This is a genomic window from Acidaminococcus sp. (assembly GCF_057597765.1).
In genome coordinates this window covers 56,458-80,993 of sequence record NZ_DBMBXK010000006.1, presented here as the reverse complement: position 1 = coordinate 80,993, position 24,536 = coordinate 56,458, and the positions used below count along the sequence as shown (strand labels likewise).

28 protein-coding genes are annotated in these 24,536 nt (G+C 57.0%); 23 read left to right on the top strand and 5 right to left on the bottom strand.

The features are described 5' to 3' along the window. The first annotated feature begins 54 nt into the window (after nt 1-54). Both ACZOF8_RS05535 and ACZOF8_RS05530 read left to right on the top strand, forming a co-directional pair. The gene (locus tag ACZOF8_RS05535; protein WP_308664310.1) at nt 55-1,533 is read left to right on the top strand and encodes a putative sulfate exporter family transporter; all 1,479 of its coding nucleotides are present in this window, start codon (nt 55-57) and stop codon (nt 1,531-1,533) included. Between the two features lie 30 nt (nt 1,534-1,563). Continuing rightward, entirely contained in the window at nt 1,564-1,785 is a 222-nt protein-coding gene (locus tag ACZOF8_RS05530; RefSeq protein ID WP_022486940.1) for a hypothetical protein, read from the top strand. Nucleotides 1,786-1,819: 34 nt separating this feature from the next. Here the strand turns inward: ACZOF8_RS05530 and sdaAA are convergent, their stop codons facing one another. From sdaAA to ACZOF8_RS05515, 3 genes are all read right to left on the bottom strand, one after another. Then, nucleotides 1,820-2,704 carry an L-serine ammonia-lyase, iron-sulfur-dependent, subunit alpha gene (sdaAA, locus tag ACZOF8_RS05525; protein WP_022486939.1) on the bottom strand — a complete coding sequence of 295 codons (885 nt, stop codon included), beginning with the start codon at nt 2,702-2,704 and terminating at the stop codon, nt 1,820-1,822. Between the two features lie 10 nt (nt 2,705-2,714). Next, on the bottom strand, nt 2,715-3,380 hold the full coding sequence (gene sdaAB, locus ACZOF8_RS05520) for an L-serine ammonia-lyase, iron-sulfur-dependent subunit beta (protein WP_022486938.1): 666 nt from the start codon (nt 3,378-3,380) through the stop codon (nt 2,715-2,717). 208 nt (nt 3,381-3,588) lie between these two features. Continuing rightward, a complete protein-coding gene (locus tag ACZOF8_RS05515; RefSeq protein ID WP_487426662.1) occupies nt 3,589-4,779 on the bottom strand; it encodes a dicarboxylate/amino acid:cation symporter in 1,191 nt (396 codons plus the stop codon). A 166-nt stretch (nt 4,780-4,945) separates the two neighbouring features. Between ACZOF8_RS05515 and ACZOF8_RS05510 the strand changes: the two genes are divergently transcribed. The 11 genes from ACZOF8_RS05510 (at nt 4,946) to ACZOF8_RS05460 (ending at nt 13,660) form a co-directional block, all read left to right on the top strand. Then, nucleotides 4,946-5,905 carry a LysR family transcriptional regulator gene (locus ACZOF8_RS05510; protein ID WP_288310870.1) on the top strand — a complete coding sequence of 320 codons (960 nt, stop codon included), beginning with the start codon at nt 4,946-4,948 and terminating at the stop codon, nt 5,903-5,905. Nucleotides 5,906-5,962: 57 nt separating this feature from the next. Further along, nucleotides 5,963-6,169 (top strand): 50S ribosomal protein L31, encoded by a 207-nt coding sequence (gene rpmE / locus ACZOF8_RS05505; RefSeq protein ID WP_012937812.1) that lies wholly within the window; start codon nt 5,963-5,965, stop codon nt 6,167-6,169. A gap of 72 nt (nt 6,170-6,241) precedes the next feature. Further along, nucleotides 6,242-7,126, top strand: a complete 885-nt coding sequence (locus ACZOF8_RS05500) for a DUF1385 domain-containing protein (protein WP_308664309.1) — start codon at nt 6,242-6,244, stop codon at nt 7,124-7,126. Nucleotides 7,127-7,138: 12 nt separating this feature from the next. Further along, nucleotides 7,139-8,215 carry a peptide chain release factor 1 gene (gene prfA, locus ACZOF8_RS05495; protein WP_022486934.1) on the top strand — a complete coding sequence of 359 codons (1,077 nt, stop codon included), beginning with the start codon at nt 7,139-7,141 and terminating at the stop codon, nt 8,213-8,215. A 1-nt stretch (nt 8,216) separates the two neighbouring features. Next, nucleotides 8,217-9,125: a peptide chain release factor N(5)-glutamine methyltransferase gene (gene prmC / locus ACZOF8_RS05490; protein ID WP_308664308.1), complete on the top strand. Its 909-nt coding sequence runs from the start codon at nt 8,217-8,219 to the stop codon at nt 9,123-9,125. Further along, nucleotides 9,091-10,197 carry an L-threonylcarbamoyladenylate synthase gene (locus tag ACZOF8_RS05485; protein ID WP_308664307.1) on the top strand — a complete coding sequence of 369 codons (1,107 nt, stop codon included), beginning with the start codon at nt 9,091-9,093 and terminating at the stop codon, nt 10,195-10,197. The genes prmC and ACZOF8_RS05485 overlap by 35 nt, the downstream gene beginning before the upstream one ends. Nucleotides 10,198-10,264: 67 nt before the next feature. Beyond that, the gene (gene rpiB, locus ACZOF8_RS05480; protein WP_022486931.1) at nt 10,265-10,702 is read left to right on the top strand and encodes a ribose 5-phosphate isomerase B; all 438 of its coding nucleotides are present in this window, start codon (nt 10,265-10,267) and stop codon (nt 10,700-10,702) included. Nucleotides 10,703-10,711: 9 nt separating this feature from the next. Then, entirely contained in the window at nt 10,712-11,254 is a 543-nt protein-coding gene (locus ACZOF8_RS05475) for a TIGR01440 family protein (RefSeq protein WP_022486930.1), read from the top strand. Between the two features lie 54 nt (nt 11,255-11,308). After that, the gene (gene glyA, locus ACZOF8_RS05470) at nt 11,309-12,556 is read left to right on the top strand and encodes a serine hydroxymethyltransferase (protein ID WP_022486929.1); all 1,248 of its coding nucleotides are present in this window, start codon (nt 11,309-11,311) and stop codon (nt 12,554-12,556) included. Nucleotides 12,557-12,577: 21 nt separating this feature from the next. Then, entirely contained in the window at nt 12,578-13,204 is a 627-nt protein-coding gene (gene upp / locus ACZOF8_RS05465) for a uracil phosphoribosyltransferase (protein ID WP_022486928.1), read from the top strand. 3 nt (nt 13,205-13,207) lie between these two features. Beyond that, nucleotides 13,208-13,660, top strand: coding sequence for a deoxycytidylate deaminase (locus ACZOF8_RS05460; protein WP_154487731.1), 453 nt, complete (start codon nt 13,208-13,210; stop codon nt 13,658-13,660). A gap of 43 nt (nt 13,661-13,703) precedes the next feature. Here ACZOF8_RS05460 and fliB read toward each other — a convergent pair whose 3' ends face one another. After that, nucleotides 13,704-14,573: a flagellin lysine-N-methylase gene (gene fliB, locus ACZOF8_RS05455; RefSeq protein ID WP_487426661.1), complete on the bottom strand. Its 870-nt coding sequence runs from the start codon at nt 14,571-14,573 to the stop codon at nt 13,704-13,706. 160 nt (nt 14,574-14,733) lie between these two features. Here fliB and ACZOF8_RS05450 point away from each other — a divergent pair, with 160 nt between their 5' ends. The 9 genes from ACZOF8_RS05450 to ACZOF8_RS05410 all read left to right on the top strand — a co-directional run bounded on the left by ACZOF8_RS05450 (nt 14,734) and on the right by ACZOF8_RS05410 (nt 21,178). Beyond that, on the top strand, nt 14,734-15,714 hold the full coding sequence (locus ACZOF8_RS05450) for a 4Fe-4S cluster-binding domain-containing protein (protein ID WP_022486925.1): 981 nt from the start codon (nt 14,734-14,736) through the stop codon (nt 15,712-15,714). An 80-nt stretch (nt 15,715-15,794) separates the two neighbouring features. Further along, the gene (locus ACZOF8_RS05445) at nt 15,795-16,361 is read left to right on the top strand and encodes a chorismate mutase (RefSeq protein WP_302574619.1); all 567 of its coding nucleotides are present in this window, start codon (nt 15,795-15,797) and stop codon (nt 16,359-16,361) included. Nucleotides 16,362-16,370: 9 nt separating this feature from the next. Then, nucleotides 16,371-17,828, top strand: coding sequence for an SLC13 family permease (locus tag ACZOF8_RS05440; protein ID WP_302574617.1), 1,458 nt, complete (start codon nt 16,371-16,373; stop codon nt 17,826-17,828). Nucleotides 17,829-17,989: 161 nt separating this feature from the next. After that, nucleotides 17,990-18,802, top strand: a complete 813-nt coding sequence (locus tag ACZOF8_RS05435; RefSeq protein WP_487426660.1) for a zinc ribbon domain-containing protein — start codon at nt 17,990-17,992, stop codon at nt 18,800-18,802. A 35-nt stretch (nt 18,803-18,837) separates the two neighbouring features. Further along, nucleotides 18,838-19,188 (top strand): hypothetical protein, encoded by a 351-nt coding sequence (locus ACZOF8_RS05430; RefSeq protein ID WP_022486921.1) that lies wholly within the window; start codon nt 18,838-18,840, stop codon nt 19,186-19,188. Nucleotides 19,189-19,250: 62 nt separating this feature from the next. Beyond that, complete coding sequence (locus tag ACZOF8_RS05425) at nt 19,251-19,694, top strand: universal stress protein (RefSeq protein ID WP_154487734.1); 444 nt, start codon at nt 19,251-19,253, stop codon at nt 19,692-19,694. A 13-nt stretch (nt 19,695-19,707) separates the two neighbouring features. Next, nucleotides 19,708-20,145 carry a universal stress protein gene (locus ACZOF8_RS05420; protein WP_022486919.1) on the top strand — a complete coding sequence of 146 codons (438 nt, stop codon included), beginning with the start codon at nt 19,708-19,710 and terminating at the stop codon, nt 20,143-20,145. A gap of 127 nt (nt 20,146-20,272) precedes the next feature. Beyond that, complete coding sequence (locus tag ACZOF8_RS05415) at nt 20,273-20,710, top strand: universal stress protein (protein WP_022486918.1); 438 nt, start codon at nt 20,273-20,275, stop codon at nt 20,708-20,710. A 33-nt stretch (nt 20,711-20,743) separates the two neighbouring features. Further along, nucleotides 20,744-21,178 carry a universal stress protein gene (locus tag ACZOF8_RS05410; protein WP_154487735.1) on the top strand — a complete coding sequence of 145 codons (435 nt, stop codon included), beginning with the start codon at nt 20,744-20,746 and terminating at the stop codon, nt 21,176-21,178. Nucleotides 21,179-21,270: 92 nt separating this feature from the next. On the opposite strand, the gene ACZOF8_RS05405 is transcribed toward ACZOF8_RS05410, so the two are convergent. Then, entirely contained in the window at nt 21,271-22,818 is a 1,548-nt protein-coding gene (locus ACZOF8_RS05405; protein WP_487426659.1) for a Na+/H+ antiporter NhaC family protein, read from the bottom strand. A gap of 160 nt (nt 22,819-22,978) precedes the next feature. Here ACZOF8_RS05405 and ACZOF8_RS05400 point away from each other — a divergent pair, with 160 nt between their 5' ends. Further along, entirely contained in the window at nt 22,979-24,505 is a 1,527-nt protein-coding gene (locus ACZOF8_RS05400; RefSeq protein ID WP_487426658.1) for an alanine/glycine:cation symporter family protein, read from the top strand. Nucleotides 24,506-24,536: the final 31 nt, after the last annotated feature.

The window sequence follows — 24,536 nt, the reverse complement described above, 5'->3', positions numbered from 1 at the left end:
ACAGGTGGCGCTTTTTTGCGGCCACCGGAGCAAAATACAGATGAGGTGGTTATCATGGCAAACGAAACGAAAATCCCGGCAGTCCGTCCCACAGGGCTGCTGGGCAGCGAAGACTGGTGGGCCGTATGGCTGGGCCTGTTCATTACGCTCCTGGGTCTGGGAAAGATCTGGGGCTTTGACCTTTTGGGATGGGCGGCCACCTTTGGAGTGTGGATCGATCCTGCCAAAGCGGTGGGCACCGGATCCAAGGCCTATGCCTGGCTGGGCAGTGCCGGGGCTCTGGCAGCCACCTGGGTGTTCACCCTGGCAGTCACCTCCCTGGGGGCTCATTTCATGAAGGCGGATGTGAAAAAATTCGCCGGGGGCTTTTCGGTGATCTACTGGATCACCATCCTGTCCAACATCCTGGGGAACTACGCCTACCTGGCCGCCACGCCCAACAAACGGGAAGCCTTCCACATCGGCTGGTCCCTGAGCCTGGGAGAACTGGGCTTTGTGTTCGCCCTGCTGGCCGGACTGGTAATCGGGAACTTCTTTCCCGGCCTGGCCAAATATCTCTCCCATGCAGGCAAACCGGAATGGTACATCAAGACCGGCATCGTGATCCTGGGAGCCAACATCGGGATCCAGGCCATCAGTGCCCTGGGTCTGGCCAGCACCGTAATCCTCCGGGGTTTGTGCGCCGTGGTGGAAGCCTACCTGATTTACTGGCCGGTGGTGTATTTTGTGGCCCGGAAATTCTTCAAGTTTACTCCGGAATGGGCCGCTCCCATGGCTTCCGGGATCTCCATCTGCGGGGTGGCCGCCGCCATTGCCACCGGCAGCGCCATCAAAGCCCGGCAGATCATCCCCACCATCCTGGCTTCCGTAATCATTGTGTTCGTGGCAGTGGAACTTTTGATCCTGCCCTTTGCCGCTGCCTATTTCCTGCCCGGGGATCCCATGGTGGCCGGCTCCTGGCTGGGTCTTGTGGTGAAAAGTGACGGAGGCGCCGTAGCTTCCGGGGCCATTGCGGACAGCCTGATCCGCAGCCGGGCCCTGGAACTGTTCGGGGTCCGGTACCAGGAAGGATGGATCCTCATGGCGGCCACCACTTCCAAAGTGTTCATCGACATTTTCATCGGAGTCTGGTCCTTTATCCTGGCGGTGGTCTGGTCCGTGTACCATCTGAATGATCCCAAGGCTGCTGCCGGCGGCGGAAAGGTATCCAAAAAGGAAATCTGGAACCGGTTCCCCAAATTCATCCTGGGCTTCGTCCTGGCTCTGGTGGGGATCTTCCTGGCGGGCTGGGCCCATCCCTCCATTGTGGCCGGGGCCAAAGCCGGTGCCGGTCAGGCCAACCTGCTCCGGGCGGTGTTCTTCGGCCTGTGCTTCTTCTCCATCGGCCTGGTGACCAATGTGCGGAAGCTGTGGAAAGCCGGCCTGGGCCGGGTGATCGGGGTCTATTCCGTAGCCCTGGCCGGGTTCATCATCTGGGTGGGCCTGGGCATCTCCTACATTTTCTATCACGGCATCCTGCCGCCTACCCTGTAAGATCTTTTTGTGAGAAAGAAGGGATATAATATGGAAAGCGAAATCCTTACCAACGTCCATTCCACCGCCGATCAGTATTATGAAAGACAGGTGGTCCGTCCCACCGGGGCCAAAGTCCATGCCGCCCAACTGGAGGCTGACGAAGAAGAATACTTCCCCCTCCAGCCCATAGAGAAAAAACTCTGCGCCTGGTCCCTGGGAGTGGGACTGACGTTGATGGCCGTGTTCATCGGGGTGTTTGAGAGAATATAAAAAAAGAGCTGTTGCATGCGCAACAGCTCCTTTTTCATTCCTTCCCAAACACCTGCTCTTTCAATCTCTTCCCTGTCTTGGTGACGGCCAGGCCGCCGCCGGCAGTTTCTCTCAGGGAGGCGGGGAGAGCGCTGCCCACAGCCCGCATGGCTTCCACACATTCATCCACCGGGATGCAGGAACGGATCCCGGCCAGGGCCATGTCCGCTGCAGAGAAGGCGATGACCACCCCGCTGGCGTTCCGCTTGATGCAGGGGATTTCCACCAGTCCGGCCACCGGGTCACAGACCAGGCCCAGCTGGTTGGCAATGGCCATGGCACAGGCGTCCGCCGCCATCTGGGGAGTGCCCCCGGCCAGTTCCACCAGGGCTGCCGCTGCCATGCCGGAAGCACTGCCGCATTCTGCCTGGCAGCCTCCCTGGGCCCCGGCGATGCAGGCGTTCTGGGCGATGACCATACCGAAAGCGCCGGCGGTGAAGATAGACATGATCACATTCTTCCGGTCCATGCCCTTTTCTTCCATCATGGTCAGGAGACAGCCAGGGAGGATGCCGCAGCTGCCGGCGGTGGGGGTGGCCACGATCCGGCCCATGGAGGCGTTGCAGCCTGCCACGGACAGGGCCCGGGCAATGGCGTGGTCGATGATGGTGCCGGAGAGGCCGCCGTTGGTCCGGGCGGTGTAGTCGTTCATTTTCCAGCCTTCCCCGCCGGTGAGTCCGGAAGTGGACTTCTGGTCTTTCTTTTCACCGAATTTCACCGCATCGATCATTACGTCCAGATCGGTGGACATCCGGTCGAATAGTTCTGCCTGGCTTTGTTCCATGGATTCCGCCTGGTCAGCCAGGACCAGTTCGCTGATTTTTTTGCCGCTTTTTTCTGCGGCTTCCACCAGTTCAGCAATGGATGTATAGGTAAACATGGTTTCCTCCTTAAATGGCACGGATCAGGATTACGTTGGTGACGTACTGGACGGAACGGATGGCGTCGATTACATCCGCCGGGGGCATCCCGTCCACTTCGATGGTCATCATGGCAATGCCGCCCTTGACGGGACGGGTGAGCCGGAAGCTGCCGATGTTGATGTCCTTGTGTTTCTGCCACATAATGTTGGTTACAGCCGCAATGACCCCCGGACGGTCGTAGTGGGGCACCAGGATGGTGTTCCGTTCCCCGGTGAAGTCCACCTTCATGCCGTCCACATAGTCCACCCGGATGTTGCCGCCGCCGATGCTGGCTCCCTGGACCGTGTGCTGGCTGCCGTCAGCACAGGTCACCTGGATCCGGGCGGTGTTGGGATGGGAATTGGGGATCTCCGTGGGGATGTAGGTGTAATGGATGCCTTTTTTGTCCGCAATGGAGAAGATGCTGCGGATCTCTTCAGAATAGCTGTGGTACCCCAGGATCCCGGCCAGCAGGGCCTTGTCCGTGCCGTGGCCTTTGTAGGTTTTGGCAAAGGAACCGGACAGTTCGATTTTAATGTCCTTGGGCTCGCTCTGGAGCAGCTTGTTGGCCACCCGTCCCAGACGGACGGCACCGGCAGTGTGGGAACTGGAAGGACCGATCATCACCGGTCCGATAATATCGAAAATGTTCATGATGAACCTCCTGAAATTGGAATAAAAAAACGTTCCATTCTCTCTGTCTGACCGGAACCGGACGCAGGGAGCAGGCGGTCAGGGAAATCCGGTAAAACAGGAAGGATTGTCGGATGTTTCCCTGACAGCATACCCATGGTGCCTGAATCTTGTCAAGCAGACAGCTGCAGAAGGGGATCAGATGGAGATGGAACGCTTTTGACGGAAATTATTTTTTGATCCAGGTTTTGTAGATCTTGTCCACCACTACGGCGATGGCGTTGTCCCCGGATACGTTGCAGGCAGTCCCGAAGGAATCCTGGGTAATGTACAGGGCAACCATCAGAGCGCAGATGGGGCCGTTGGGGTCTCCCTGTTCTTTCCCGAAGATCATCCACAGGAAGGGCAGGGCCGTCATGATGGAACCGCCGGGAGCACCCGGAGAAGCCACCATGGCAACCCCCAGGGTCATGATGAAGGGAATGACCGTGCCCAGGTGGATGGGGATCTGGTACATAAGGCTGACCGCCGTGGCACAAGCAGTAATGGTGATCATGGAACCGCACATATGGATGTTGGCGCACAGAGGAATCACGAAGTTGCGGATCTGTTCGCAGACGCCGTCAGCCTTGGAGCATTCCAGGTTGACCGGGATGGTGGCTGCGGAAGATTGGGTCCCCAGGGCGGTGGTATAGCCCGGGATCTGGTTCTTCATCAGGGTGAAGGGGTTTTTCCCGCTGAAGGAACCGGCAACCATGAACTGTACGAACAACAGGATCAGATGCATGGCGATGACCACCAGGAAAACTTTCCAGAGAACGCTCAGGATTACGAAGGTCTTGCCGGAACGGGTCATGTCCACAAAGGTACCGCAGATGTACAGCGGCAGGAAGGGAACGATGGCATGGGTCAGGACCTGGTCGATGATCTTGGAGAAATCTTTAAAGCAGTTGTACAGGGTATCCCCGATTTCCTTGCCCCGGAGGGAGGACAGGCACAGGCCCACAATGAAGGCCAGTACCACAGCGGAGATGGTGTCCAGGATGGGCGGAATGGAAATGGAGAAGAAGGGCGGCAGGCTCTTGCCGGCGGTCTTGGCCAGTTCTTCCAGCACCCCGGCGCTGATGAAGGACGGGAACAGGGTGTCTGCTACGGTAAAGGAGAAGGTCCCGCCGATCAGGGTGGAACCGTAGGCGATAATGGCGGTAATCAGGAGCAGCTTGCCTGCGCCTTGGCTCAGATCTGCGATGCCCATGGTCACATAGGCCAGAATCATCAAAGGAATGACGAATTTCAGGAAATTGCTGAAGATGCCGGAAAGAGTAACGACGGTACGGCAGACATCTTCCGGCAGATACTGTCCAATAAGGATACCAATGATAATGGCGATGATGATTTTTGGTACAAGACCGAGTTTCATGAAAACTAACCTCCCCTGAACTTGACAAACCGCTTCCCGCCGGCTGGGAAGCTCGCGTTTGACTTTTCTGTTTATTCAGTGTACTATGTTTATATTCATAAATCAAATTAATAAACTTGATACAATCGATGAAAATTTTTCATACTTACAAAGGGTGGTTGACAAAATGGAACTAAGAGAATTGAAAAGCTTTCTGAAAATTATGGAACTGGAAAGTTTTTCCCGGGCGGCGAAGGAACTGGGATACTCACAGTCCGCTCTCAGTGTACAAATCCATTCTCTGGAAAATGAACTGGGGGTCCGTCTCTTTGACCGGATGGGCAAGCAGGTGGCCCTGACACCCCCGGGACGGCAGCTGGCCCGACGGGTGCTGCCCATTCTCCAGGAGGTGGAGGAACTGGAGAATGTGATGCACAACCGGCCGCCGGCAGAAGCCCTGCGGATCGGTATGATTGAAAGCCTGTGCAAGGCCCACATGCCCCAGGTGATGGATTACGTATGCCGGAACCTGCCCCAGCTCCATATCACCATCACCATCGATTCGCCCAGTGTGCTGCTGGACGCCCTGAACCACAACAAGGTGGATCTGGTGTATGTACTGGACAAGCCTTTATATGATGGAAAATGGGAAAAGGTTTTCCAGAAACGGGAGAATATTGTGTTTGTGTGTTCTGTGGATTCTCCGCTGGCCCGGGAAAAGGACCTGGAACTGGACCAGGTGATCCGCCAGCCCTTTTTCCTGACGGAAAAGGCGGACAACTACCGGCTGAGCTTGGACCAGCAGCTGGCGGCCCGGCAGCTGGCCCTGAACCCTATATTGGAAGTCAGCGATACCGGATTCATCCTGGATATGGTCCAGCGGGGACTGGGCCTGTCCTTCCTGCCCCAGTACGTGGTGGAAAACAGCCCCTACCGGGACCGGCTGCAGATCCTCCAGGTGAAGGATTTCCACATGCACATGTACCGGCAGCTATTCTACCACAAGGACAAATGGCTGACCCAGGCCATGAAAGTGTTCCTCCGGCTGGCACTCCGGGAGAATCCTCCGGACAAAGGGGAGGAACCCCCGGATTTTTCCTGGAATAGGGAGAAGGACTCTTGCACGGACAAGGGGAGTATGATATAATTGTCAAGCGTTAATGTCGGGATATATTAATGCAATTTCAGAAAGAGGTGTTTCAGAATGAAAAAGGGTATCCATCCTAACTACGGTGAATGCACCGTGATTTGTGGCTGTGGGAATACATTCAAGACTGGCAGTGTGAAAAAGGAACTGCGGGTGGACGTTTGCTCCAAATGCCATCCTTTCTTCACTGGTAAACAGCGTGATATGTCTGCCAGAGGCCGGATCGAAAAATTCAACAAACGGTACGGCAAAGACGCAAAATAAAAAATGCGCTTGAACAGGGAGTGACTTGCAGACATTGCAGCACTCCTTTTCTTGTATCCAGGGAGTCATGGTATGACCAAAAAATTAAGTGTCGGTGGCCAGGCGGTCATCGAGGGAGTGATGATGCGGGGACCGGGGAAGATTGCCGTAGCGGTGCGCAAACCCAACGGAGAGATTACCGTGGACCTGAAGCCTGCAGGAAGCATCAGCGACCGGTATCCCATCCTGAAGAAGCCCTTCCTCCGGGGGGTGGTTTCCCTGGTGGAATCCCTGGGGTACGGCATGAAGGCTCTGTCTTTTTCCGCCCAGGTATCCGGGGACGAAGAGGACGGGGAAGACTCCATGAGCAGCCTGGAAATGGCAGGGACTATGGCGGTTTCCATCGGACTGGCGGTGCTGCTGTTCGTGGTGCTGCCCACCGGGGCCATGAAGCTGCTCCAGAACCAGGGAGTGGGGCCCATGGTCCTGAACCTGTGCGAAGGGCTTATGCGGCTGGCCATTTTCCTCCTGTACATCTGGGGGATTTCCCGGCAGAAAGACATCCAGCGGGTGTTCCAGTACCATGGGGCGGAACACAAGACCATCTATACCTATGAACACGGGCTGCCTCTGCGGGTGGAGAACGTACGGCCCTTTTCCACTCTCCATCCCCGGTGCGGCACCAATTTCCTGATGATTGTCATGCTCATCGGGATCTTCATCTTTGCCTTTCTGGGCTGGCCCAGCCTGTGGGAGCGGATCCTGTCCCGGATCCTGCTGATGCCGGTGGTGGCCGGGATCAGCTACGAAATCATCCGGTTTGCAGGAAAGCATATGGACAAGGCCTGGGTACGGGCCGCCATCCTGCCGGGGCTGGCCCTCCAGAAACTGACCACCCGGCAGCCGGACGACGACCAGATCGAAGTGGCCATCGCTTCCCTGAAAGCGGTGCTGCCGCCGGAAGAAATCATTGAATGACGGGGAACGCCTATGTTTGAGAATTTGGACAAACTCCAGGACCTGGAAGACCGGTACCTGGACCTGGAAGCCAAGATCAGCGATCCGGAAGTGATCGCCCGGCAGGAGGAGTGGCTGAAATACACCAAGGCCCATTCCAAACTGACGGAAATCGTCACGGTGTACCGGGACTACAAAAAGCTGGTGGACACCTGGAAGGACGATGAAGCCATTGTCAAAGCCAGAGAAGACCAGGAACTCACCGCCATGGCGGAAGAGGAAATGAAGGAACTCCAGCCTCAGCTGGAAGCCTATGAGGAAAAACTGACCCTGCTGCTTTTGCCCAAGGATCCCAACGATGAAAAGAACATCATCATGGAGATCCGGGCGGGAGCCGGGGGAGACGAAGCGGCCCTGTTTGCCGGGGACCTGTTCCGGATGTACACCCGGTATGCGGAACAGAAAGGCTGGAAGGTGGAACTGATGGATTCCAGTCCCACTGGCCTGGGGGGCTTCAAGGAAGTGGTGTTCATGGTATCCGGCACCGATGTGTACAGCCACATGAAGTTTGAAAGCGGAGTCCATCGGGTCCAACGGGTGCCGGATACGGAATCCCAGGGACGGGTCCACACGTCTACGGTGACCGTGGCGGTGATGCCGGAAGCCCAGGAAGTGGATATCGAACTGAACCCGGCGGATATCCGGGTGGATACCTATCGGGCCGGAGGGGCCGGGGGCCAGTACGTGAACAAAACCGAATCCGCCGTCCGGATGACCCACATCCCCACCGGGATCGTGGCCCAGTGCCAGGACGAAAAATCCCAGGCCAAGAACCGGGAAAAGTGCCTGCGGGTGCTCCGGTCCCGGATCCTGGAAGCGGAACAGGAAAAACAGCGGGCGGCCACCGCGGCAGAACGGAAAAGTCAGGTGGGCACCGGAGACCGGAGTGAACGGATCCGGACCTACAACTATCCCCAGGGCCGGGTCACCGACCACCGGATCGGGCTCACCCTCCACAAGCTGCCGGACATCATCAACGGGGACCTGGATGAACTCCTGGATGCCCTGATGATGGCGGAACAGGCCAAGAAACTCCAGCAGGTGAAATAAGATGCAGGCACAAAGAACCGTTTGGACCATATTGAAAATCCTTCAGTGGACTCAGCAGTACTTCAGCTCCAAAGGCGTGGAAAATCCGCGCCTGGATGCGGAAGTGCTGCTTTGTGCTGTGCTGGACAAAAGCCGGATCCAGCTGTACACCAATTTCGATGAGCCCCTGGAAGAACAGGAACTGAAACAGTACCGGGGCTATGTGGCCCGGCGGGCGGCCCGGGAGCCGGTGGCCTATATCCTGGGACACAAAGGGTTCCTCCAGTATGATTTCAAGGTGACCCAGGACACCCTGATTCCCCGTCCGGAAACGGAGCTTCTGGTGGAACAGCTGGTGAGCCTGACCAAAGACCGGGGTCCGTTACGGATCCTGGATCTGGGCTGCGGCAGCGGGGCCATTGTCGATTCCCTGCTGGCGGAACTGCCGGAGGCTCACGGCACCGGGGTGGACATCAGCTCGGGAGCCGTGGAAATGACCCGGGAAAACGCCCGGAGCCTGGGGGTGGAGGACCGGCTGGATACGGTAGTGTCCAACCTGTATGAAAAGGTTCCGAAGGAACCGAAGTTCCAGGTACTGGTCTCCAACCCGCCCTACATCCCGGAAGGGGATCTGGCCGGGCTCCAGGCGGAAGTCCACCGGGAACCCCGGCGGGCCCTGGATGGGGGCCGGGATGGCCTGGACTTTTACCGGCGGATCCTGAAGGATATCTGGGAGTATCTGGATCCCCAGGGCCTGGCGGCCTTCGAGATCGGCCAGGACCAGGGAGAGGACGTGGCCCGGCTGTGCCGGGAAGCGGGCCTGGATTGTGTGAAAGTACGGAAAGATTACGGGGACAAGGACCGGATGGTCTTTGCCGCCAAAGGGGGTTCTGTCTATGGAAACGCAGTGCTGGAAATTAAAGAACGATGAACCGCTGGATTCCCAGCTGGAACCGGCGGCTGCCCTGCTCCGGCAGGGAGAAGTGGTGGCCTTTCCCACGGAAACCGTGTACGGCCTGGGGGCGGACGGGCTGAACGGAGAGGCCTGCCGGAAAATCTTTGCCGCCAAGGGACGTCCGGCGGACAATCCCCTGATCCTCCACATCAGCGAAATGGAAGAGATCCGGCCCCTTACGTCCGGGCTTTCCCTCATGGCGGAAAAACTCATGGCTGCCTTCTGGCCCGGACCCATGACCCTCATTGTGCCCAAGTCGGAGATCATCCCGGATGTGGTCACTGCCGGTCAGGAGACGGTGGCGGTCCGGTTCCCCAGCAATCCGGTGGCCCGGGCCCTGATTCGGCTTACCGGACGGCCTCTGGCGGCTCCTTCCGCCAACAAATCCGGGAAGCCCAGCCCCACCAACGCCCAGGATGTGCTCCAGGACATGGAGGGCATCATCGGAGGAGTGGTGGATGGAGGCCCCTGTGACATCGGGGTGGAAAGCACCATCATCGACACTACCGGGAAAGAACCAGTGATCCTCCGTCCCGGGGGCATCACCGAAGAGATGATCCAGCAGGTGATGGGGGCCGTGGAACTGGACCCGGGACTGGTGAGCCCGGACCAGAAGCCCAAGGCTCCGGGAATGAAGTACCGCCATTATGCGCCCAAGGCCCCGATGGTGCTCATCGAAGGACCGGATGCGGGAGCCGGGGTGATCCGGGCGGCCATTATGGGGGAAGCCTGGGGACTGAAAGTGGGAGTACTGGCCCTGGACGAAACGGTCCAACACCTGCCCCATACGCCCCATCTGGTGATCTGTGATGCCGGAAAGGATCTGAAGGATCTGGCAGAGAACCTGTACACGGAACTTCGGGAATTCGACCGGCAGCAGGTGGACATCATCCTGGGAGAAGGGGTCTCCACCCAGGGACTGGGCCTTGCCATCATGAACCGGATGCGGAAAAGCGCCGGTCACAACATCCTGGTCTACGACCGGGGGCTGTACAAAAAACAGAGCGGCCAGGTGCCGGAGTTTTTGCAGGGAATGGTAATAGAATAACAGGTGTGTTACAATAAATATGATGTGCGGCGAACGCATTTTACTTTGGATTAGGGAGGCAAAACTTATGAAAATCATGATCGGCTGTGACCACGGCGGTTTTGAATTGAAGGAAGTTTTGAAGAAATATCTGGCGGACAAGGGCTATGAAGTGGAAGATGCAGGGGCTTACACCCCGGACCGGGTGGACTATCCGGACTACGCCAAAAAGGTGGGCGAAGGGGTGGCTGCCGGCAAGGCGGACCAGGGCATCCTGATCTGCGGCACCGGCCTGGGCATGTCCATTGCCGCCAACAAGATCCACGGCATCCGGGCCGCGGTGTGCGGAGACTGCTACAGCGCGGAAAAGGCCCGGGAACACAACAATGCCAATATCCTCTGCCTGGGGGCCCGGGTGCTGGGCACCGGCCTGGCGGAACAGATCGTGGATGCCTATCTGGGGGCTTCCTTCCTGGGCAGCTATCATACCCAGCGGGTACAGAAGATCATGGACCTGGAGAAATAAGGTGAGACCATGAATCTGGAGGCACTTGCACAGGAAATCGAGGAAGATGCGGAAGAACTGATCGGTGTGGCCAAGGGCAGAGCCGGTCAGGTACTGGTGGTGGGCTGCAGCAGCAGCGAGGTGCTGGGAAACAAAATCGGCACCGGCGGTTCCATGAAAGTGGCCAAGGTGCTCTACACCACCCTCCGGAAAGTGTGCCGGAAACACAAGATGATCCTGGCCGCCCAGTGCTGCGAACATCTGAACCGGGCCCTGGTGGTGGACCAGAAGGCCATGGAGAAATTCGGCTGGCAGCAGGTGACGGTCCGTCCCATCGAACATGCCGGCGGGGCTTTTGCAGCCACGGCCTACAATGAACTGAAGAACCCGGTGGTGGTGGAAGAAATCCAGGCGGACATGGGGCTGGATATCGGCCAGACCCTGATCGGCATGCACCTGAAACGGGTGGCGGTGCCGGTGCGTCTGTCCCGGAAAAAACTGGGGAATGCGGTACTGACGGCAGCACGGACCCGGCCGCCTCTCATCGGTGGGGAACGGGCTGTGTACAAATAAGCGGAAGACCCTGAAAAGAGCCGATCCGTATCAATCCAGCGAGGAGAAAACGAGATGAACAACCAGAAACTTGGCCTGGCAGATCCTCAGGTGGCGGCGGCCATCGGGGAGGAACTGGGCCGGCAGCGTCACAAAATCGAACTGATTGCTTCGGAAAACTTTGTGTCCCCGGCGGTAATGGAAGCCATGGGGACCGTCCTCACCAACAAGTACGCGGAAGGGTATCCCGGCCACCGGTATTACGGGGGCTGTGAATACGTGGACAAGGTGGAAGAACTGGCCCGTCAGAGAGCCTGTGAGCTGTTCGGGGCGGAACACGCCAATGTGCAGCCTCACTGCGGGGCCAATGCCAACCTGGCCGCCTTCTTTGCCTTTGTCCAGCCGGGAGACACGGTGATGGGCATGAATCTGTCCGAAGGGGGCCATCTGTCCCACGGATCCCCGGTGAACATCTCCGGGAAGTATTTTCACATCGTCCCTTACGGAGTGGATCCTGAAACAGAACGGATCGACTATGACAAGTTGGAAAAAATCGCGGAAGAATGCCGACCCAAAATGATCATTGGCGGGGCCAGTGCCTATCCCCGGATCATCGATTTCGAACGGATGGCGGCCATCGCCCACAAGGTGGGGGCCTTCCTGATGATCGACATGGCACACATTGCCGGTCTGGTGGCGGCAGGACTCCATCCCAGCCCGGTGCCCTATGCGGATGTGGTGACCACTACCACCCACAAGACGCTTCGGGGACCCCGGGGCGGCATGATCCTGTGCCCGGAAAAATACGCCAAACAGATCGACAAGGCGGTGTTCCCCGGCACCCAGGGCGGCCCTCTCATGCACATCATCGCCGCCAAGGCAGTGGCTCTGGGCGAAGCCCTGAAACCGGAATTCAAGGATTACCAGAAACAGATCATCAAAAACGCCGCTGCCCTGGCGGAAGAACTGACCAAACAGGGTCTGCGGCTGGTTTCCGGCGGTACGGACAACCATCTGGTACTGGTGGATACCCGGTCCAAAGGCCTTACCGGCAAGGACGCGGAACACATGCTGGATGCCATCGGCATCACCTGCAACAAGAACACCATCCCCAACGACCCGGCCAGCCCCTTTGTGACCAGCGGCATCCGTCTGGGTGCGCCGGCTGCCACCACCCGGGGATTCCTGGAAGAAGACTTCCGGGAAGTGGCCCGGATCATCGGCCTGGTGCTCAGCAATCCCGGGAAAGAAGAAGCTCAGAAAGAAGCCGCTGCCCGGGTGGCTGCCCTGTGTGAAAAATACCCTCTCTATCCGAATCTGTAATTGGGAAAGGAACCTGAAACCATGCAAATCCATGTTGTGAACCATCCTCTGATCAAAGAAAAAATGACCCACTTGCGTGACAAAAAGACGGCTCCCCGGAATTTCCGCCGGCTGCTGGATGAAATCGCCCAGCTGTTGCTGTTCGAAGTGACCCGGGACCTGCCTATCCGGGAAGTGCCGGTGACCACTCCCATTGCGGAAACCACCGGGTATGCCCTGGACATCACCGGTATCACCGTGGTGCCCATCCTCCGGGCGGGGCTGGGATTCCTGGATGCAGTGCTGGACCTGATCCCGGAAGCGCGGGTGGGGCATATCGGCCTGACCCGGGATGAAAAGACTCTGGAACCCATTAAATATTACTGCAAGATCCCCAAGGACAAGGATGCGGAAATCATCCTCATCGACCCCATGCTGGCTACCGGCGGCAGTGCCGCTGCAGCCCTGTCCATGCTGAAGGCCGATGGCTACAAGCACTTCCGGTTCATGTGCCTGGTGGCCGCTCCGGAAGGGGTGGAACTGGTGAACAAACTGCACCCGGATGTGCCCATCTATACAGCGGCCCTGGATGATCATCTCAATGAGCACGGGTACATTGTGCCCGGGCTGGGGGATGCCGGGGACCGGGTGTTCGGGACGGTGGAATAAGGTATGGACAGACCTGACTGGGACAGTTATTTCATGGAAATCGCGGAAGTGGTTTCCAAACGGTCCACCTGCCTGCGGAGAAAGGTGGGGGCCGTGCTGGTGAAGGACCGGCAGATCCTGGCCACCGGGTACAACGGGACTCCAAAGGGGCTGCCCCACTGTGAAGTGGTGGGATGCCTCCGGGAAAAGCTCCATGTGCCCAGCGGTCAGAACCATGAGCTGTGCCGGGGCATCCATGCAGAGCAGAACGCGGTGATCCAGGCGGCGGTGAACGGGGTATCCACCCTGGGCGCCACCTTGTACTGCACCCATCAGCCCTGTGTGGTGTGTTCCAAGATCCTGATCAACGCCGGGATCAAGCGGATCGTCTACGCCAATCCCTACCCGGACAAACTGGCACAGGAAATGCTCCACGCGGATACTTCCCTGGAGCTGGAAGAGTTTCATAAGAAGTGATGCAAAAAAGGGGCTGGTGCATGCGCAACAGTCCCTTTTGTTGTCAGATCTGCTGGGACAGCAGCAGATCGACATTTTCCGTATCATACTCGATTTGCTCGGACCAGCGGCGGGGGGCTTCCAGCAGGTCTCCGGTGCGGGCGGCCTGGAGCATGATAAACTGGGTGCTCTTTTGGGCGTAACGGGCCAGGATCTCCATGCCGTAAGAGGCTTCCTTGTCCAGCTGCCGATAGAAAATGTACTGGTACAGACGGTCGAAGAAGAGCAGAGGAGCATTCTCCGCAAAAGTATGGTACCGGTCCAGGGCTCCCTCCAGGTTCCTTTCAATTTTCTGGAGGTCCCGGGTCCAGGCTTGGTCGAAGGGCTCTGTGGCGGAAAGTTCCCGGATCATTACTTCCAGCTCTTTCCGGGTCAGATCCGGAGAAAAATGGAGCTTTGCTTCCGGCAGGTCCTCCAGCCCCATTTCTTCCAGCAGTTCCGGAAAGGTGAAAACATCTCCGGTTTCTTCCTGGGTAAAGTGGAGGGGCCCCGGCAGCGCCGCCATGACCTCGCAGGTCTTCTCACAGCACAGGCCGGTGCCGCAGAGAATGTATTCATACACATAGGTGAAGAACCGGGGATGGACGGTGCAGATATCGCAAAGGGCGTCTTCCCCCAGTTCCTTGATCACCCGGCACAGTCCGTCCGGATCCAGCAGATGGCAGTATCCCTGGGGATTCAGCCGGAAATGCCAGGTGCCGTCTTCCCGGACCATGGACCGGCGCAGGTCGTCCCCCAGCTTTCCGGGCAGTTGCCGGTAGTATTCCGCCGTGTCTTCATCGATGTCGATTTCCCACACCTGGCAGCAGGTATGGCGGCAGGACCCTCCTTTGCAGGCAAAATCGTTGAACCCTTCCGGGATGATGAAAATCATGGAAACCCCTCCTTTTGACATGACATCATTATAACACGGAAGTTTTGCTGAAAAAATTGGAACACTTTCACAGTTTATGGTAAAATATAAGCTAGATTCGTGTGTGATTTTAGTGTGCGGCTCCTGGGAGAGCCGCAAAAGAAGTTCGAGGGGATTGACCATGATCAAGAGAGAAAAAACCGCAGTGGAAGCAGCCAGACACCCGTACAAGACCCGCAACGGCGGGGCCACGGTCACTGTTTTTGTGCCTTATGACTGCCGGAACCACTGCCCGTTCTGTGTGAATAAAGAAGAGTATGCCGATATGACGGGATTTTCCCTGGAGGCCATCTGTGAAAGCATCCGGAAAATGGATGCCCTGACTCCTTACTGCGACTTTGTCTTTACCGGAGGGGAGCCTCTGGCCAACCTGAAAAGTCTCCAGGTGATGCTGGACCAGGTGTCCGATACCCATAAAGTGTACATCAACACCACCCTGCCGGTGAGCCGGGAACAGAGCGAAGAGGAAGTGCTGGCTTTCCTGGAGAAGAATGCCGGGAAGATCACCTGCCTCAATATCAGCCGGCACATGCAGCACTATGTGGAGGAATCCAATGACGGACTCCTGGCCCGGCTGCCGGTCCGGTTCCGGATCAACTGCGTCCTGTACAAGAAGTATCCCAAGGATCAGCTGATTCCCTTTATGGAACGGTTCCGGAAGGTCCACGCCCCTTCCATCCAGTTCCGGTTCGACTATACGGAGACCACCCCGGAAAACCTGTATGACGAACCTCATGACCAGATTCTCCGGGACCTGAAGCAGGTGGCCTGTTACACCGGTCTGGACGGCTGCCGGATGCGCTGCGGGTTCCATTTCAAATACAAGGATCTGGAGCTGGTGTACCACAAGACCCTGCCCTACAGCACCATTGTGGAAAAGGATCCGGCAGACGGGGAAACCTATGCCATCCTGTACGATATCCTGATCAAGCAGAATGGACGGATCGATTCGGACTGGGATGGCACGGTAATGGATTTGGACGCCTACGCCCGGTGCAAGTTCGAGCCCTACGATCTGAAATGGCTGGAACGGGTGCCCGCCCGTCAGGTGGAAGAAGAGAAAGAAGAACTGTTGGGGGCCCAGCCCTGTACGGCAGTGTGAAAGAGGGGTGTTGCGCAGGCAACACCCCTTTGCTATAATGGGGAAAAATCCAAGAAGCATGGTAGGAAAGGAAGATTGTTATGAAACTTGACCAAGTGCGTGCCAAAATCGATGCCATCGATCCTCAGATCCGGGCTCTTCTCATGGAGCGGCTGGACTGTTCCAAACTGGTGGCGGAAGCCAAACAGGAAGCAGGGGAGACCAACATTTACCGGGCGGACCGGGAACAGGCCATTCTGGAAAAACTCTCCCAGGGCGTGCCGGAAGACCGGCTGCCGGAATACCTGGCGGTGGTCCGGAAGATCATGGAAACCAGCCGGATGTACCAGTACGGCATGCTCTTTGACTGGAATCCCCAGCTGTTTGCCCAGCTGGCCAAAGACATTGACATCCACTCCGGAGGCACCCGGGTGGTGGTCCGGCTCACCCGTCCGGATCAGCCCAATGCCATGAGCAGCATCCTGAACATGGTGGGGGATTACGGCTACAACATGCAGTACATGGAACTGCTCCATTTCAATAAACCGGAACAAACCGTCACTTTCGACCTGACCATCCTGGGGGATCTCAGCGAAACCAACATGCAGAAGCTTATGTTCCAGCTGTCCAAGGAAAGCCAGGATTTCCGGATCCTGAAAAACGAATAAGAGGGAATCATGACTAAATCCCAAAAAGATCTGTTCTGGCTGGCGGCTTCCCTGGCCGCCGGCTTTGCCGTAAGACTGTTGCCGGCACCGGCTCCCCTGACCCAGGAGGGGCTGGCGGTGCTGGGCATCTTCCTCACCTCCCTCATGATGTGGATCACCATTTCCATTGACTGGCCCAGTCTGATCACCGTGTTCCTTCTGGGCTTTTTGCCCCATTTCGGGTTCGGGAACACCCTGAAGGGAACCTTCGGGAACACCACCGTGGCCTTCCTGCTGTTCACCTTCATGCTGGTGTATCCCCTGTCCCAGACCCATTTCGTCCGGCGCTGCACGGTGACCTTCATCACCAACGCCATTGCCCGGCGGGGCCCCTGGTCTTTTGTCACCTTCCTGTTCTTTGCGGTGACTTTCATGGGGCTGTTCATTTCTCCTTCCGTGCTGTTTGTGGCCTTCATGCCTTTTCTGGAAGACATTTTCCAGGTGCTGGAGCTGAAGAAAGGGAGCCCTTCTGCCAATATGATCATGCTGGGGACGGCCTTCTGCATCAGCCTGTCCTCCGGGATGACCGCCATCGGCCATGTGTGGCCCACCATGGCCATGGGGTACTATACGGCAGCCACCGGACGGGATGTGAACCAGTTCCAGTACATGGCCATGGGGATCCCCACCGGGGTGCTGCTGGTGATTTTGCTGCTGCTGGTGTTCAAGTTCCTGTACCGGCCGGCGGATATCCAGTCCATCGACCCTCAGAAGGCCATGGGACTCCGGGGCACTGTACCCCGGGCGGACAGCCGGGAAAAGATCATCCTGGCCACCATGGCCCTGACGGTGCTCCTGTGGGTGGGGCCCAGCCTGGTAAAAGGCTGGAATCCGGGCCTGTATAAAATAATCAGCAGCTGGACCACTGCCATGCCGCCGCTTCTGGGGTGCATCATCCTGTTCATTGCCCGCCATGAGGGGAAACCCATCATGAACTTCAAAGAAGTGATGACCAAAGGGGTGCTGTGGGCTTCCATCGTCATGACCGGGGCCGCCACCATGCTGGGGTCCGCCCTGACCCACAACGAAATGGGCATCAAGGCCTGGCTCAGCGGCATGCTGGCGCCGGTAGCCAGCGGACTGCCGGTCCTGGGGCTGATTTTGTTCTTCTTTGCATGGTGCGTACTGGAGACCAACTTTTCCTCCAATATCGTTACTACCACTGTAGTCAGCGCCGTGGCCCTTTCTGTGTGCCAGGCTCTGCCGGCGGGAGTGATTTCCGTAGGGGCGGTAGTGTGTCTCATCGGTTTCGGGGCCGGGATCTGCAACATGACCCCGGCAGGCCAGTCCACCATTAATACCGTGGCCATCGGGTCCGGCTGGACCACCGCCCGGGATATGTTCATCTGGGGAGGCATCTTCGCCCTCCTGGCCATTCTGGTGATGACCTTTGTGGGATATCCCATCGGGAGTGTGGTTCTGGGGTAAGAGGGGGTGTGAAGAAATTCACACCCCCGGTCACTCGGCCAGTGACCAGCGACCGCTGACCAGTGACAGAAAGGGGCTGTGAAAAAATGATTTCTCATTTTTTCACAGCCCCTTCTTTTTGCTATAATAAACAGTATGGATAAGACAGGAGGTTGGAAAAGATGATCAGATTTTGTCCTCAATGCGGGAAGGAACTGGAGCCCGGGGTACGGTTCTGCCCTTCCTGCGGGAAAGCGGTTCCGGAAATACAGAGCCAGGGAGCAGAGGGCACCCGGCCGTCTGCACCGGCGGGAGGGAACCCTGCCTCTGCCAACAGGAACAGGATCCTGGCAGGAGGGCTTGTCGTCCTGCTGCTCCTGGGCGGAGGAGCCTTTTACTTCCAGCATCAGAAATCCCAGGAAGCGTCCCAGGCAGCAACTATGGCGGCTCAGGAAGCCAAAACGGAAAAGACGGCGGAGCCACAGGGAACCAAAGACCCTGTCGGGACCGTCCAGAAAATCCTGGATCAGGAAGGCCTTTCCGGAAAGGTGATGGCCACCTCCTATGGTCATGATCCCAACGGCAGTCTGAGCCTGATCGGGGGCAAGGGACGCCGGCTGCTGGTCATTGATGAAAAAAATCATCAGAAGGCTTTTGTGGATGCCACGTCCAGGCTGTACCAGTTCATCAATCATCGTACCGGGAACCTGCCTCCTGTCACCTTTCAGATGCGGGTCCTCAGCGAGCAGCCAGGCGACGATGAAAAAGCCGGGTATTGGGATGGAACCAGCCATGTAATTCCCGTTTATGCCCAATATTCCTTCGATGGGGAGGGAAAAGTGGTCCCGGGGATGCTGAATACGGGAGCTGGTGCCAGACCGTCCCATTACCATGACTATCTCAAAGAACAGCGCCATGTGGATCTGGCCAATCTGGTCCTTACAGAAATGCAGGCCCTCCACGAAAACGCCGATGCCAATCATGTGCAGCTGTAATCCCTGCAAATTTTCAAGAAAGAGGTTTTGACCCTATGGAATTTTTTCTTTTTGTACTGCTTCTGACCCTGGTTTCTTTTTCCATGGCTGTGCTCTGCTATGGACTGACCATGCGGTTTTTCAACGGATCCAAACTGGCCCGGTACATTCTGACTCCTTTGGCAGTGGTGGGGTGGGACTTCCTGGTGGTAATCCAGGACCAGACCATGCGGTGGGTTTTGGGGCTTCTGCCCATTGCTGCCCTGGCGGCCCTTTTCCTCTACGCCCGGAAAAAGTATGCGGAGGATCCGGAACCGCTGGAACTGGCCCGGAGACAGAACGGCTTTACCCCGGACCGGAAAATGCGCCGGTACCAGAAAAGAAATCAGAAAAAAAGCAAAAAATAAAAGGGATTTTTCGCAAAAAGGCGAATAATATCCATAAAGAGCAAGGAAGGGGATGAATGTATATGTTCCAAAAAATCTTGGTGCCGGTAGATGGATCGGATACGGCGTGGAAGGCCCTGAAAACAGCGGCAGCGCTGGCGTCCAGATTTCAGGGAGAAATCCGGGTATTCACTGTTATGGAACCGTACAACAGCCTCAGCCTGTTCCAGATTACCCTGGATCAAAACCTCATGGACCGCAGCAACCGGGAAATGAAAAAAGCCAGTCTGGCGGTCCTGGATACGGCCAAAGAAAAACTCACGGAATATGGCTTCCATGGCAAGGTTTCCTATGAAGACGGTGAAGGAAATCCGGCTGAACTGATCCTGGAGAAGTCCCGGGAAGACGGCTGTGACTCGGTGGTCATCGGCAGCCGGGGCCTCAGCGGGATCACGGAATTCCTGTTGGGCAGTGTCAGCTCCAAAGTGTCCCAGTATGCGGAAGTACCTGTATTCGTAGTGAAATAAAGGGGGAGATTCTATGTTCAAAAAAATCCTGGTGCCGGTGGATGGTTCCCAGACTTCCTGGAAGGCTCTGGAAACGGGGAAATCCCTGGCGGAAAAATATGACGGCGTCCTGGTGGTCATTACGGTGATGCTGCCCTACGGGGCCGGCGGCCTGCTCCAGATGTCCCTGGACCAGACCCTGATCGATCAGAACAATGCAGCTATGAAAAAAGCCGGTTTTGCCACCCTGGAACTGGCCAAGGAAAAACTCAGCGGCTATAAGGGTGAAGTGGAATATGTGGAAGAAACCGGGAACCCGGCGGAACTGATCCTGGACGCCTGCAAGAGCAAGGGCTGCGATACCATCGTCATCGGCAGCCGGGGCCTCAGCGGGGTGGAGGAATTCCTGCTGGGCAGTGTCAGCAGCAAGGTGTCCCAGTATGCCAAAGTCCCTGTTATGGTAGTGAAATAACCTGACAAAAAAATTGCTGCTTCGGCAGCAATTTTTTTTCGGAAAAAGCAGGAATTTACAATCTTTCGGTGAATATACTCTATAAGAAAGAAAAAATTGTAACGAAAAATGCGTTGGAGGTGGTTGTATGTTTGAAAAAATCTTGGTTCCGGTGGATGGGTCTGAAACGTCCTGGAGAGCCCTGGCGGAAGCCCGGGAACTGGCGGAAGCCTTCAAGGGAGAACTGCTGGTGGTGAACGTAATCCAGCCCTACAACAATTCGGCCATGCTGGTGGTGCCTCTGGATCAGGCAACCATCAGTCAGGGAAATGAAGAACTGACGAAAATCGGCAACAGTGTCCTGGATACAGCCAAAGAAAAGCTGAAGGACTTCAAGGGCAAGGCAGAATTCGACCTGGAAGTGGGCCATCCGTCTGAACGGGTGCTGGCCGTATGCAAGGACAAGAAATGTTCCGCCATCGTCATCGGCAGCCGAGGCCTCAGCGGCATTGCGGAATTCTTCCTGGGCAGCGTCAGCAGCAAGGTGTCTCAGTATGCCGATGTGCCGGTGCTCATTGTGAAATAACCCAAGATTGTTCCGGAAAAGGGGGAATATCTTATGATCAACAAAATCCTGGTTCCTGTAGACGGTTCGAAAATTGCCCTCCGGGCTCTGGATTTTGCCATGGAACTTGGCAGCAAATTCGGATCCCAGATCATTGTGATCAATATTGACGTGCCTTATGACCTGAGCCGGATCAAACCTCCCCGGAAGGACAAAAACGGCAATATCATCCCGCTGGAAGCGGCTGCTCCCACTCCGCTGGAAGAAGCAGAACGGGAAGCCAAGAAAGTTTCCTACAGCACCATCACCTTCAAGAAAGTGGTGGACATCGATCCGGCAGAACGGATTTGTGGGGAAGCCGAGAAGGATGATGTGGACATGATCATCATGGGCAACCGGGGTATGGGTGTACTGGCAGGGTTCTTCCTGGGCAGTGTCAGTACCAAGGTATCCCAGAGCGCTCATTGCCCGGTGACCATCGTAAAGTAAGAAGGAACCGGCCACAACTCCAAACGCGGGAATAAAAAGGGGGTGTTGCACATAAGGTGCAACACCCCCTTTGGTTACCGGTGTGAATTTTTTCACACCCCTTTTTTCTTCAATCTCATTCTGGCCCGTCTGTGGAGCAGGAACAGGGCCAGCAGCAGAAGACCGATGCCGGTGATGAGGGTCAGGACCACGCTGCCCCCGGAGAAACCGGCGGCCAGGTAGGCCATGAAACAGCAGGCGGCCACCAGGCAGGCGTAGGGGATCTGGGTCCCCACATGCTGGATGTGGCTGCATCCGGCCCCGGAAGAGGAGAGGATGGTGGTGTCAGAAATGGGGGAGCAGTGGTCCCCGAACACGGAGCCGGCCAGGGTGGCGGACAGGGTCACGGTCATGATGGTGGGAGTGGCGGACTGGCAGATGAACACCACAATGGGGATGAACAGCCCGAAGGTGCCCCAGGCAGTACCGATGGAGAAGGAAAGCCCGGCTGCCACCAGGAATACAATGGCCGGCAGCAGTTCCATGGGCAGATGGCTGGTCTGGACCAGCATGCCGATGTATTTCCCGGTGCCCAGGTAGTTATGGCACAGGGTGCCGATGGTCCAGGCCAGGGTCAGGATGATGTAGGCAGGGACCATGGTGTTGATCCCGGCACCGATGCTGTCCATAAACTGCCGGAAGCTCAGGAGCCTGCGGGGAACGAACTGGACAAAGGCCACCACCAGGGCCCAGAACCCGCCCAGCACCAGCGCGGCGGAAGAATTGCTGTTGCCGATGGCGGCCTGGAAGGAGAGCCCTTTGGACCAGTAGCCTCCGTTGTACAGCATGGCCAGGATGGTAAAGACGATGAGAGCGGCAATGGGGATCAGCAGGTCATACACGGTGCCTTTGGCAGTCACCGGCTGCTGCTGTTCCCGGGCTTTCTGATCAATGGCGCCCAGTTCTCCTTTGGTTTCCGCCAGGTCTTCCACTGTGGCCATGGGCCCGAATTCCAGGTCCGTAACGGACAGGACGGTGACCATCAGGATGGACAGGATGGCGTACATGTTGTAGGGGATGGTGGCGAAGAAAGCGGACATTTCATTGGGGAAGGCGCCGGTTTCGTACAGGGTGGACCCTACGGCAGCAGCCCAGCTGGAAATGGGGGCGATGATGCACACGGGGGCGGCGGTGGTATCGATGATGTAGGCCAGCTTGGCCCGGGAAATCCGGTACTTGTCCGTTACCGGCTTCATGACCGTACCTACGGTGAGGCAGTTGAAATAGTCATCGATGAAAATCAGGATCCCCAGGATGCTGGTGGCCAGTTCTGCAGCCCGGCGGCTGGTGATCTTTTTGGTGGCCCACTGGCCGTAGGCCTGGGAACCGCCGGCCTTGTTCACCACAGCCACCAGGGAGCCCAGCAGGGCCAGGAACAGGATGATGTTGAACTTGTCCGGGGTACCGACGGTTTTGGACATGATCTCAAAGGCGGCGGAGCTCATGTCCACCAGGCCTCCGCCGGAAGCGGCCGCATAAATCAGACCGCCGGACAGGATCCCCAGCATCAGGGAGGAAATCACTTCTTTGGTGATGAGCGCAAGAGAAATGGCAATAATCGGGGGCAGCAGGGACAGGATCCCCACATCTACAGGTTCCATAATTGACTCCTTTTCTTACAGGGTATAGATTGATTTTGGAAAAAATATGTTTTATTTTATCATATTTCTACCGTCATTTCACAAAGACGACGAAATTTGTTGAAAAACTTTCAGACTATGTTATAGTAAAAGAATAAAAATATGAATGAGGGAGATGCTTATGGAGAATTTGTTTGCATGGATCAACTCTGTCCTGAAGTTCGTCGGCCCCCTGTCCGACTTCTTCTGGGACATTCCTACCCAGTTTGCCTGGTACAAAAACCTGCCCCTGTTGGGAAGCTTTTCGTTCGCCATTATTGTGCTGGTAGGGTCCGGCATCTATTTCACCTGCCGGCTCCACTGTATCCAGCTGACCCATATGGGAACGGCCATCCGGCTGCTGGTCCACCGGCGCAGTGCCGCCACCGGGATCTCGCCGCTGGCGGCCTTTATGCTCAGTTCCGCCATGCGGGTGGGCCCCGGGAACATCCTGGGGGTCACCGGGGCCATTTCCGTAGGGGGACCGGGAGCCCTGTTCTGGATGTGGGTATCTGCGTTCTTCGGCATGGCTACAGCCTTTGTGGAAGGGACTATGGCCCAGCTGTTCAAGGAAAAACGTCAGGGACAGTTTGTAGGGGGACTGCCCTTTTACGGACGGGCTCTTTTCGGAGGCAGCCAGGGTGTGGGCATCTTCCTTTCTCTCCTGTACATCTTCTATGCCCTGGGATGTCTGCCGGCCCAGGGATACAATGTGGTTTCTTCTGTAGGGGCCATCGGGTCCATGGTCAGCGGCACGGAGATTCCCACCAACTCCCTCTTCTATTACGGCACAGCAGCTGTGGTGCTGGTCTTTACTGCCCTGCTGGCCTTCGGGGGCATCAAAAAGGTGACAAAGGCCACCAATGCCATGGTTCCGGTGATGGCGGTGGTATACGTGGCCACTACGGTGCTGCTGATTGTGGGCAATGTACGGTCCGTTCCTTACTTTTTTGAAGCGGTGTTTGCGGGAGCCTTCCGGCCGGAAGCCTTTTTCGGCGGAGTGTTCGGTACCGTCCTGGTCCAGGGAGTGAAACGGGGGCTGATGAGCAACGAAGCGGGCCAGGGGACCATTACCATGTCCGCCGCATCCGCCGATGACGAACATCCCTGCGAACAGGGGCTTCTGTCCGCTGCCGGGGTGTTCCTGGACACTCACATCATCTGCACCATGACCGGGTTCATTGTGATCATGGCCCATGCCTGGACCCAGGATCCTGCCGCCTGGAAAGCTGCCGGGAAGCTGCCCAAATATCTCCTTTCCGTGACCCAGCTGACGCCCACTGCCGGGATCAACACGGCGGTGAACCTGGCCCTAACCCTGTGCTTCTGCCTGTTTGCCTACACCTGTCTCATCGGAATGGTGTCCTTTTCGGAAATCGCCGCTGCCCGTCTGAGCAAAAATCCCCAGGTGATCGTCACTGTCCGGTGCCTGTGCCTGCTGGTGGCCGCCTTCGGCATCCTGGTGAACATTGCCGGCTATGACCTGAGCAACCTGTGGGCCTTCTCCGACCTGGCCAACATCATCATGGTCTACTGCAACGTGCCCCTTTTGTACAAAGGATTCCAGTACGTGCTGAAAGCCCAGCGCCACTTTGTCAGCGAAAGCCCTGAACCCTTCGACGGGAAAAAGATCCTGGGCATCGATACCCCCTGCTGGCTGAGAAAATAAGGGGGGTGAAAGGTTCGCGACCTGCGACCCA

What these genes read in the sequence shown, in the direction of transcription:
- ACZOF8_RS05535 (WP_308664310.1), top strand. Translation starts at nt 55, where the DNA reads ATGGCAAACGAAACGAAAATCCCGGCAGTCCGTCCCACAGGGCTGCTG.
- ACZOF8_RS05530 (WP_022486940.1), top strand. Translation starts at nt 1,564, where the DNA reads ATGGAAAGCGAAATCCTTACCAACGTCCATTCCACCGCCGATCAGTAT.
- sdaAA (WP_022486939.1), bottom strand. Translation starts at nt 2,704, where the DNA reads ATGTTTACCTATACATCCATTGCTGAACTGGTGGAAGCCGCAGAAAAA.
- sdaAB (WP_022486938.1), bottom strand. Translation starts at nt 3,380, where the DNA reads ATGAACATTTTCGATATTATCGGACCGGTGATGATCGGTCCTTCCAGT.
- ACZOF8_RS05515 (WP_487426662.1), bottom strand. Translation starts at nt 4,779, where the DNA reads ATGAAACTCGGTCTTGTACCAAAAATCATCATCGCCATTATCATTGGT.
- ACZOF8_RS05510 (WP_288310870.1), top strand. Translation starts at nt 4,946, where the DNA reads ATGGAACTAAGAGAATTGAAAAGCTTTCTGAAAATTATGGAACTGGAA.
- rpmE (WP_012937812.1), top strand. Translation starts at nt 5,963, where the DNA reads ATGAAAAAGGGTATCCATCCTAACTACGGTGAATGCACCGTGATTTGT.
- ACZOF8_RS05500 (WP_308664309.1), top strand. Translation starts at nt 6,242, where the DNA reads ATGACCAAAAAATTAAGTGTCGGTGGCCAGGCGGTCATCGAGGGAGTG.
- prfA (WP_022486934.1), top strand. Translation starts at nt 7,139, where the DNA reads ATGTTTGAGAATTTGGACAAACTCCAGGACCTGGAAGACCGGTACCTG.
- prmC (WP_308664308.1), top strand. Translation starts at nt 8,217, where the DNA reads ATGCAGGCACAAAGAACCGTTTGGACCATATTGAAAATCCTTCAGTGG.
- ACZOF8_RS05485 (WP_308664307.1), top strand. Translation starts at nt 9,091, where the DNA reads ATGGAAACGCAGTGCTGGAAATTAAAGAACGATGAACCGCTGGATTCC.
- rpiB (WP_022486931.1), top strand. Translation starts at nt 10,265, where the DNA reads ATGAAAATCATGATCGGCTGTGACCACGGCGGTTTTGAATTGAAGGAA.
- ACZOF8_RS05475 (WP_022486930.1), top strand. Translation starts at nt 10,712, where the DNA reads ATGAATCTGGAGGCACTTGCACAGGAAATCGAGGAAGATGCGGAAGAA.
- glyA (WP_022486929.1), top strand. Translation starts at nt 11,309, where the DNA reads ATGAACAACCAGAAACTTGGCCTGGCAGATCCTCAGGTGGCGGCGGCC.
- upp (WP_022486928.1), top strand. Translation starts at nt 12,578, where the DNA reads ATGCAAATCCATGTTGTGAACCATCCTCTGATCAAAGAAAAAATGACC.
- ACZOF8_RS05460 (WP_154487731.1), top strand. Translation starts at nt 13,208, where the DNA reads ATGGACAGACCTGACTGGGACAGTTATTTCATGGAAATCGCGGAAGTG.
- fliB (WP_487426661.1), bottom strand. Translation starts at nt 14,573, where the DNA reads ATGATTTTCATCATCCCGGAAGGGTTCAACGATTTTGCCTGCAAAGGA.
- ACZOF8_RS05450 (WP_022486925.1), top strand. Translation starts at nt 14,734, where the DNA reads ATGATCAAGAGAGAAAAAACCGCAGTGGAAGCAGCCAGACACCCGTAC.
- ACZOF8_RS05445 (WP_302574619.1), top strand. Translation starts at nt 15,795, where the DNA reads ATGAAACTTGACCAAGTGCGTGCCAAAATCGATGCCATCGATCCTCAG.
- ACZOF8_RS05440 (WP_302574617.1), top strand. Translation starts at nt 16,371, where the DNA reads ATGACTAAATCCCAAAAAGATCTGTTCTGGCTGGCGGCTTCCCTGGCC.
- ACZOF8_RS05435 (WP_487426660.1), top strand. Translation starts at nt 17,990, where the DNA reads ATGATCAGATTTTGTCCTCAATGCGGGAAGGAACTGGAGCCCGGGGTA.
- ACZOF8_RS05430 (WP_022486921.1), top strand. Translation starts at nt 18,838, where the DNA reads ATGGAATTTTTTCTTTTTGTACTGCTTCTGACCCTGGTTTCTTTTTCC.
- ACZOF8_RS05425 (WP_154487734.1), top strand. Translation starts at nt 19,251, where the DNA reads ATGTTCCAAAAAATCTTGGTGCCGGTAGATGGATCGGATACGGCGTGG.
- ACZOF8_RS05420 (WP_022486919.1), top strand. Translation starts at nt 19,708, where the DNA reads ATGTTCAAAAAAATCCTGGTGCCGGTGGATGGTTCCCAGACTTCCTGG.
- ACZOF8_RS05415 (WP_022486918.1), top strand. Translation starts at nt 20,273, where the DNA reads ATGTTTGAAAAAATCTTGGTTCCGGTGGATGGGTCTGAAACGTCCTGG.
- ACZOF8_RS05410 (WP_154487735.1), top strand. Translation starts at nt 20,744, where the DNA reads ATGATCAACAAAATCCTGGTTCCTGTAGACGGTTCGAAAATTGCCCTC.
- ACZOF8_RS05405 (WP_487426659.1), bottom strand. Translation starts at nt 22,818, where the DNA reads ATGGAACCTGTAGATGTGGGGATCCTGTCCCTGCTGCCCCCGATTATT.
- ACZOF8_RS05400 (WP_487426658.1), top strand. Translation starts at nt 22,979, where the DNA reads ATGGAGAATTTGTTTGCATGGATCAACTCTGTCCTGAAGTTCGTCGGC.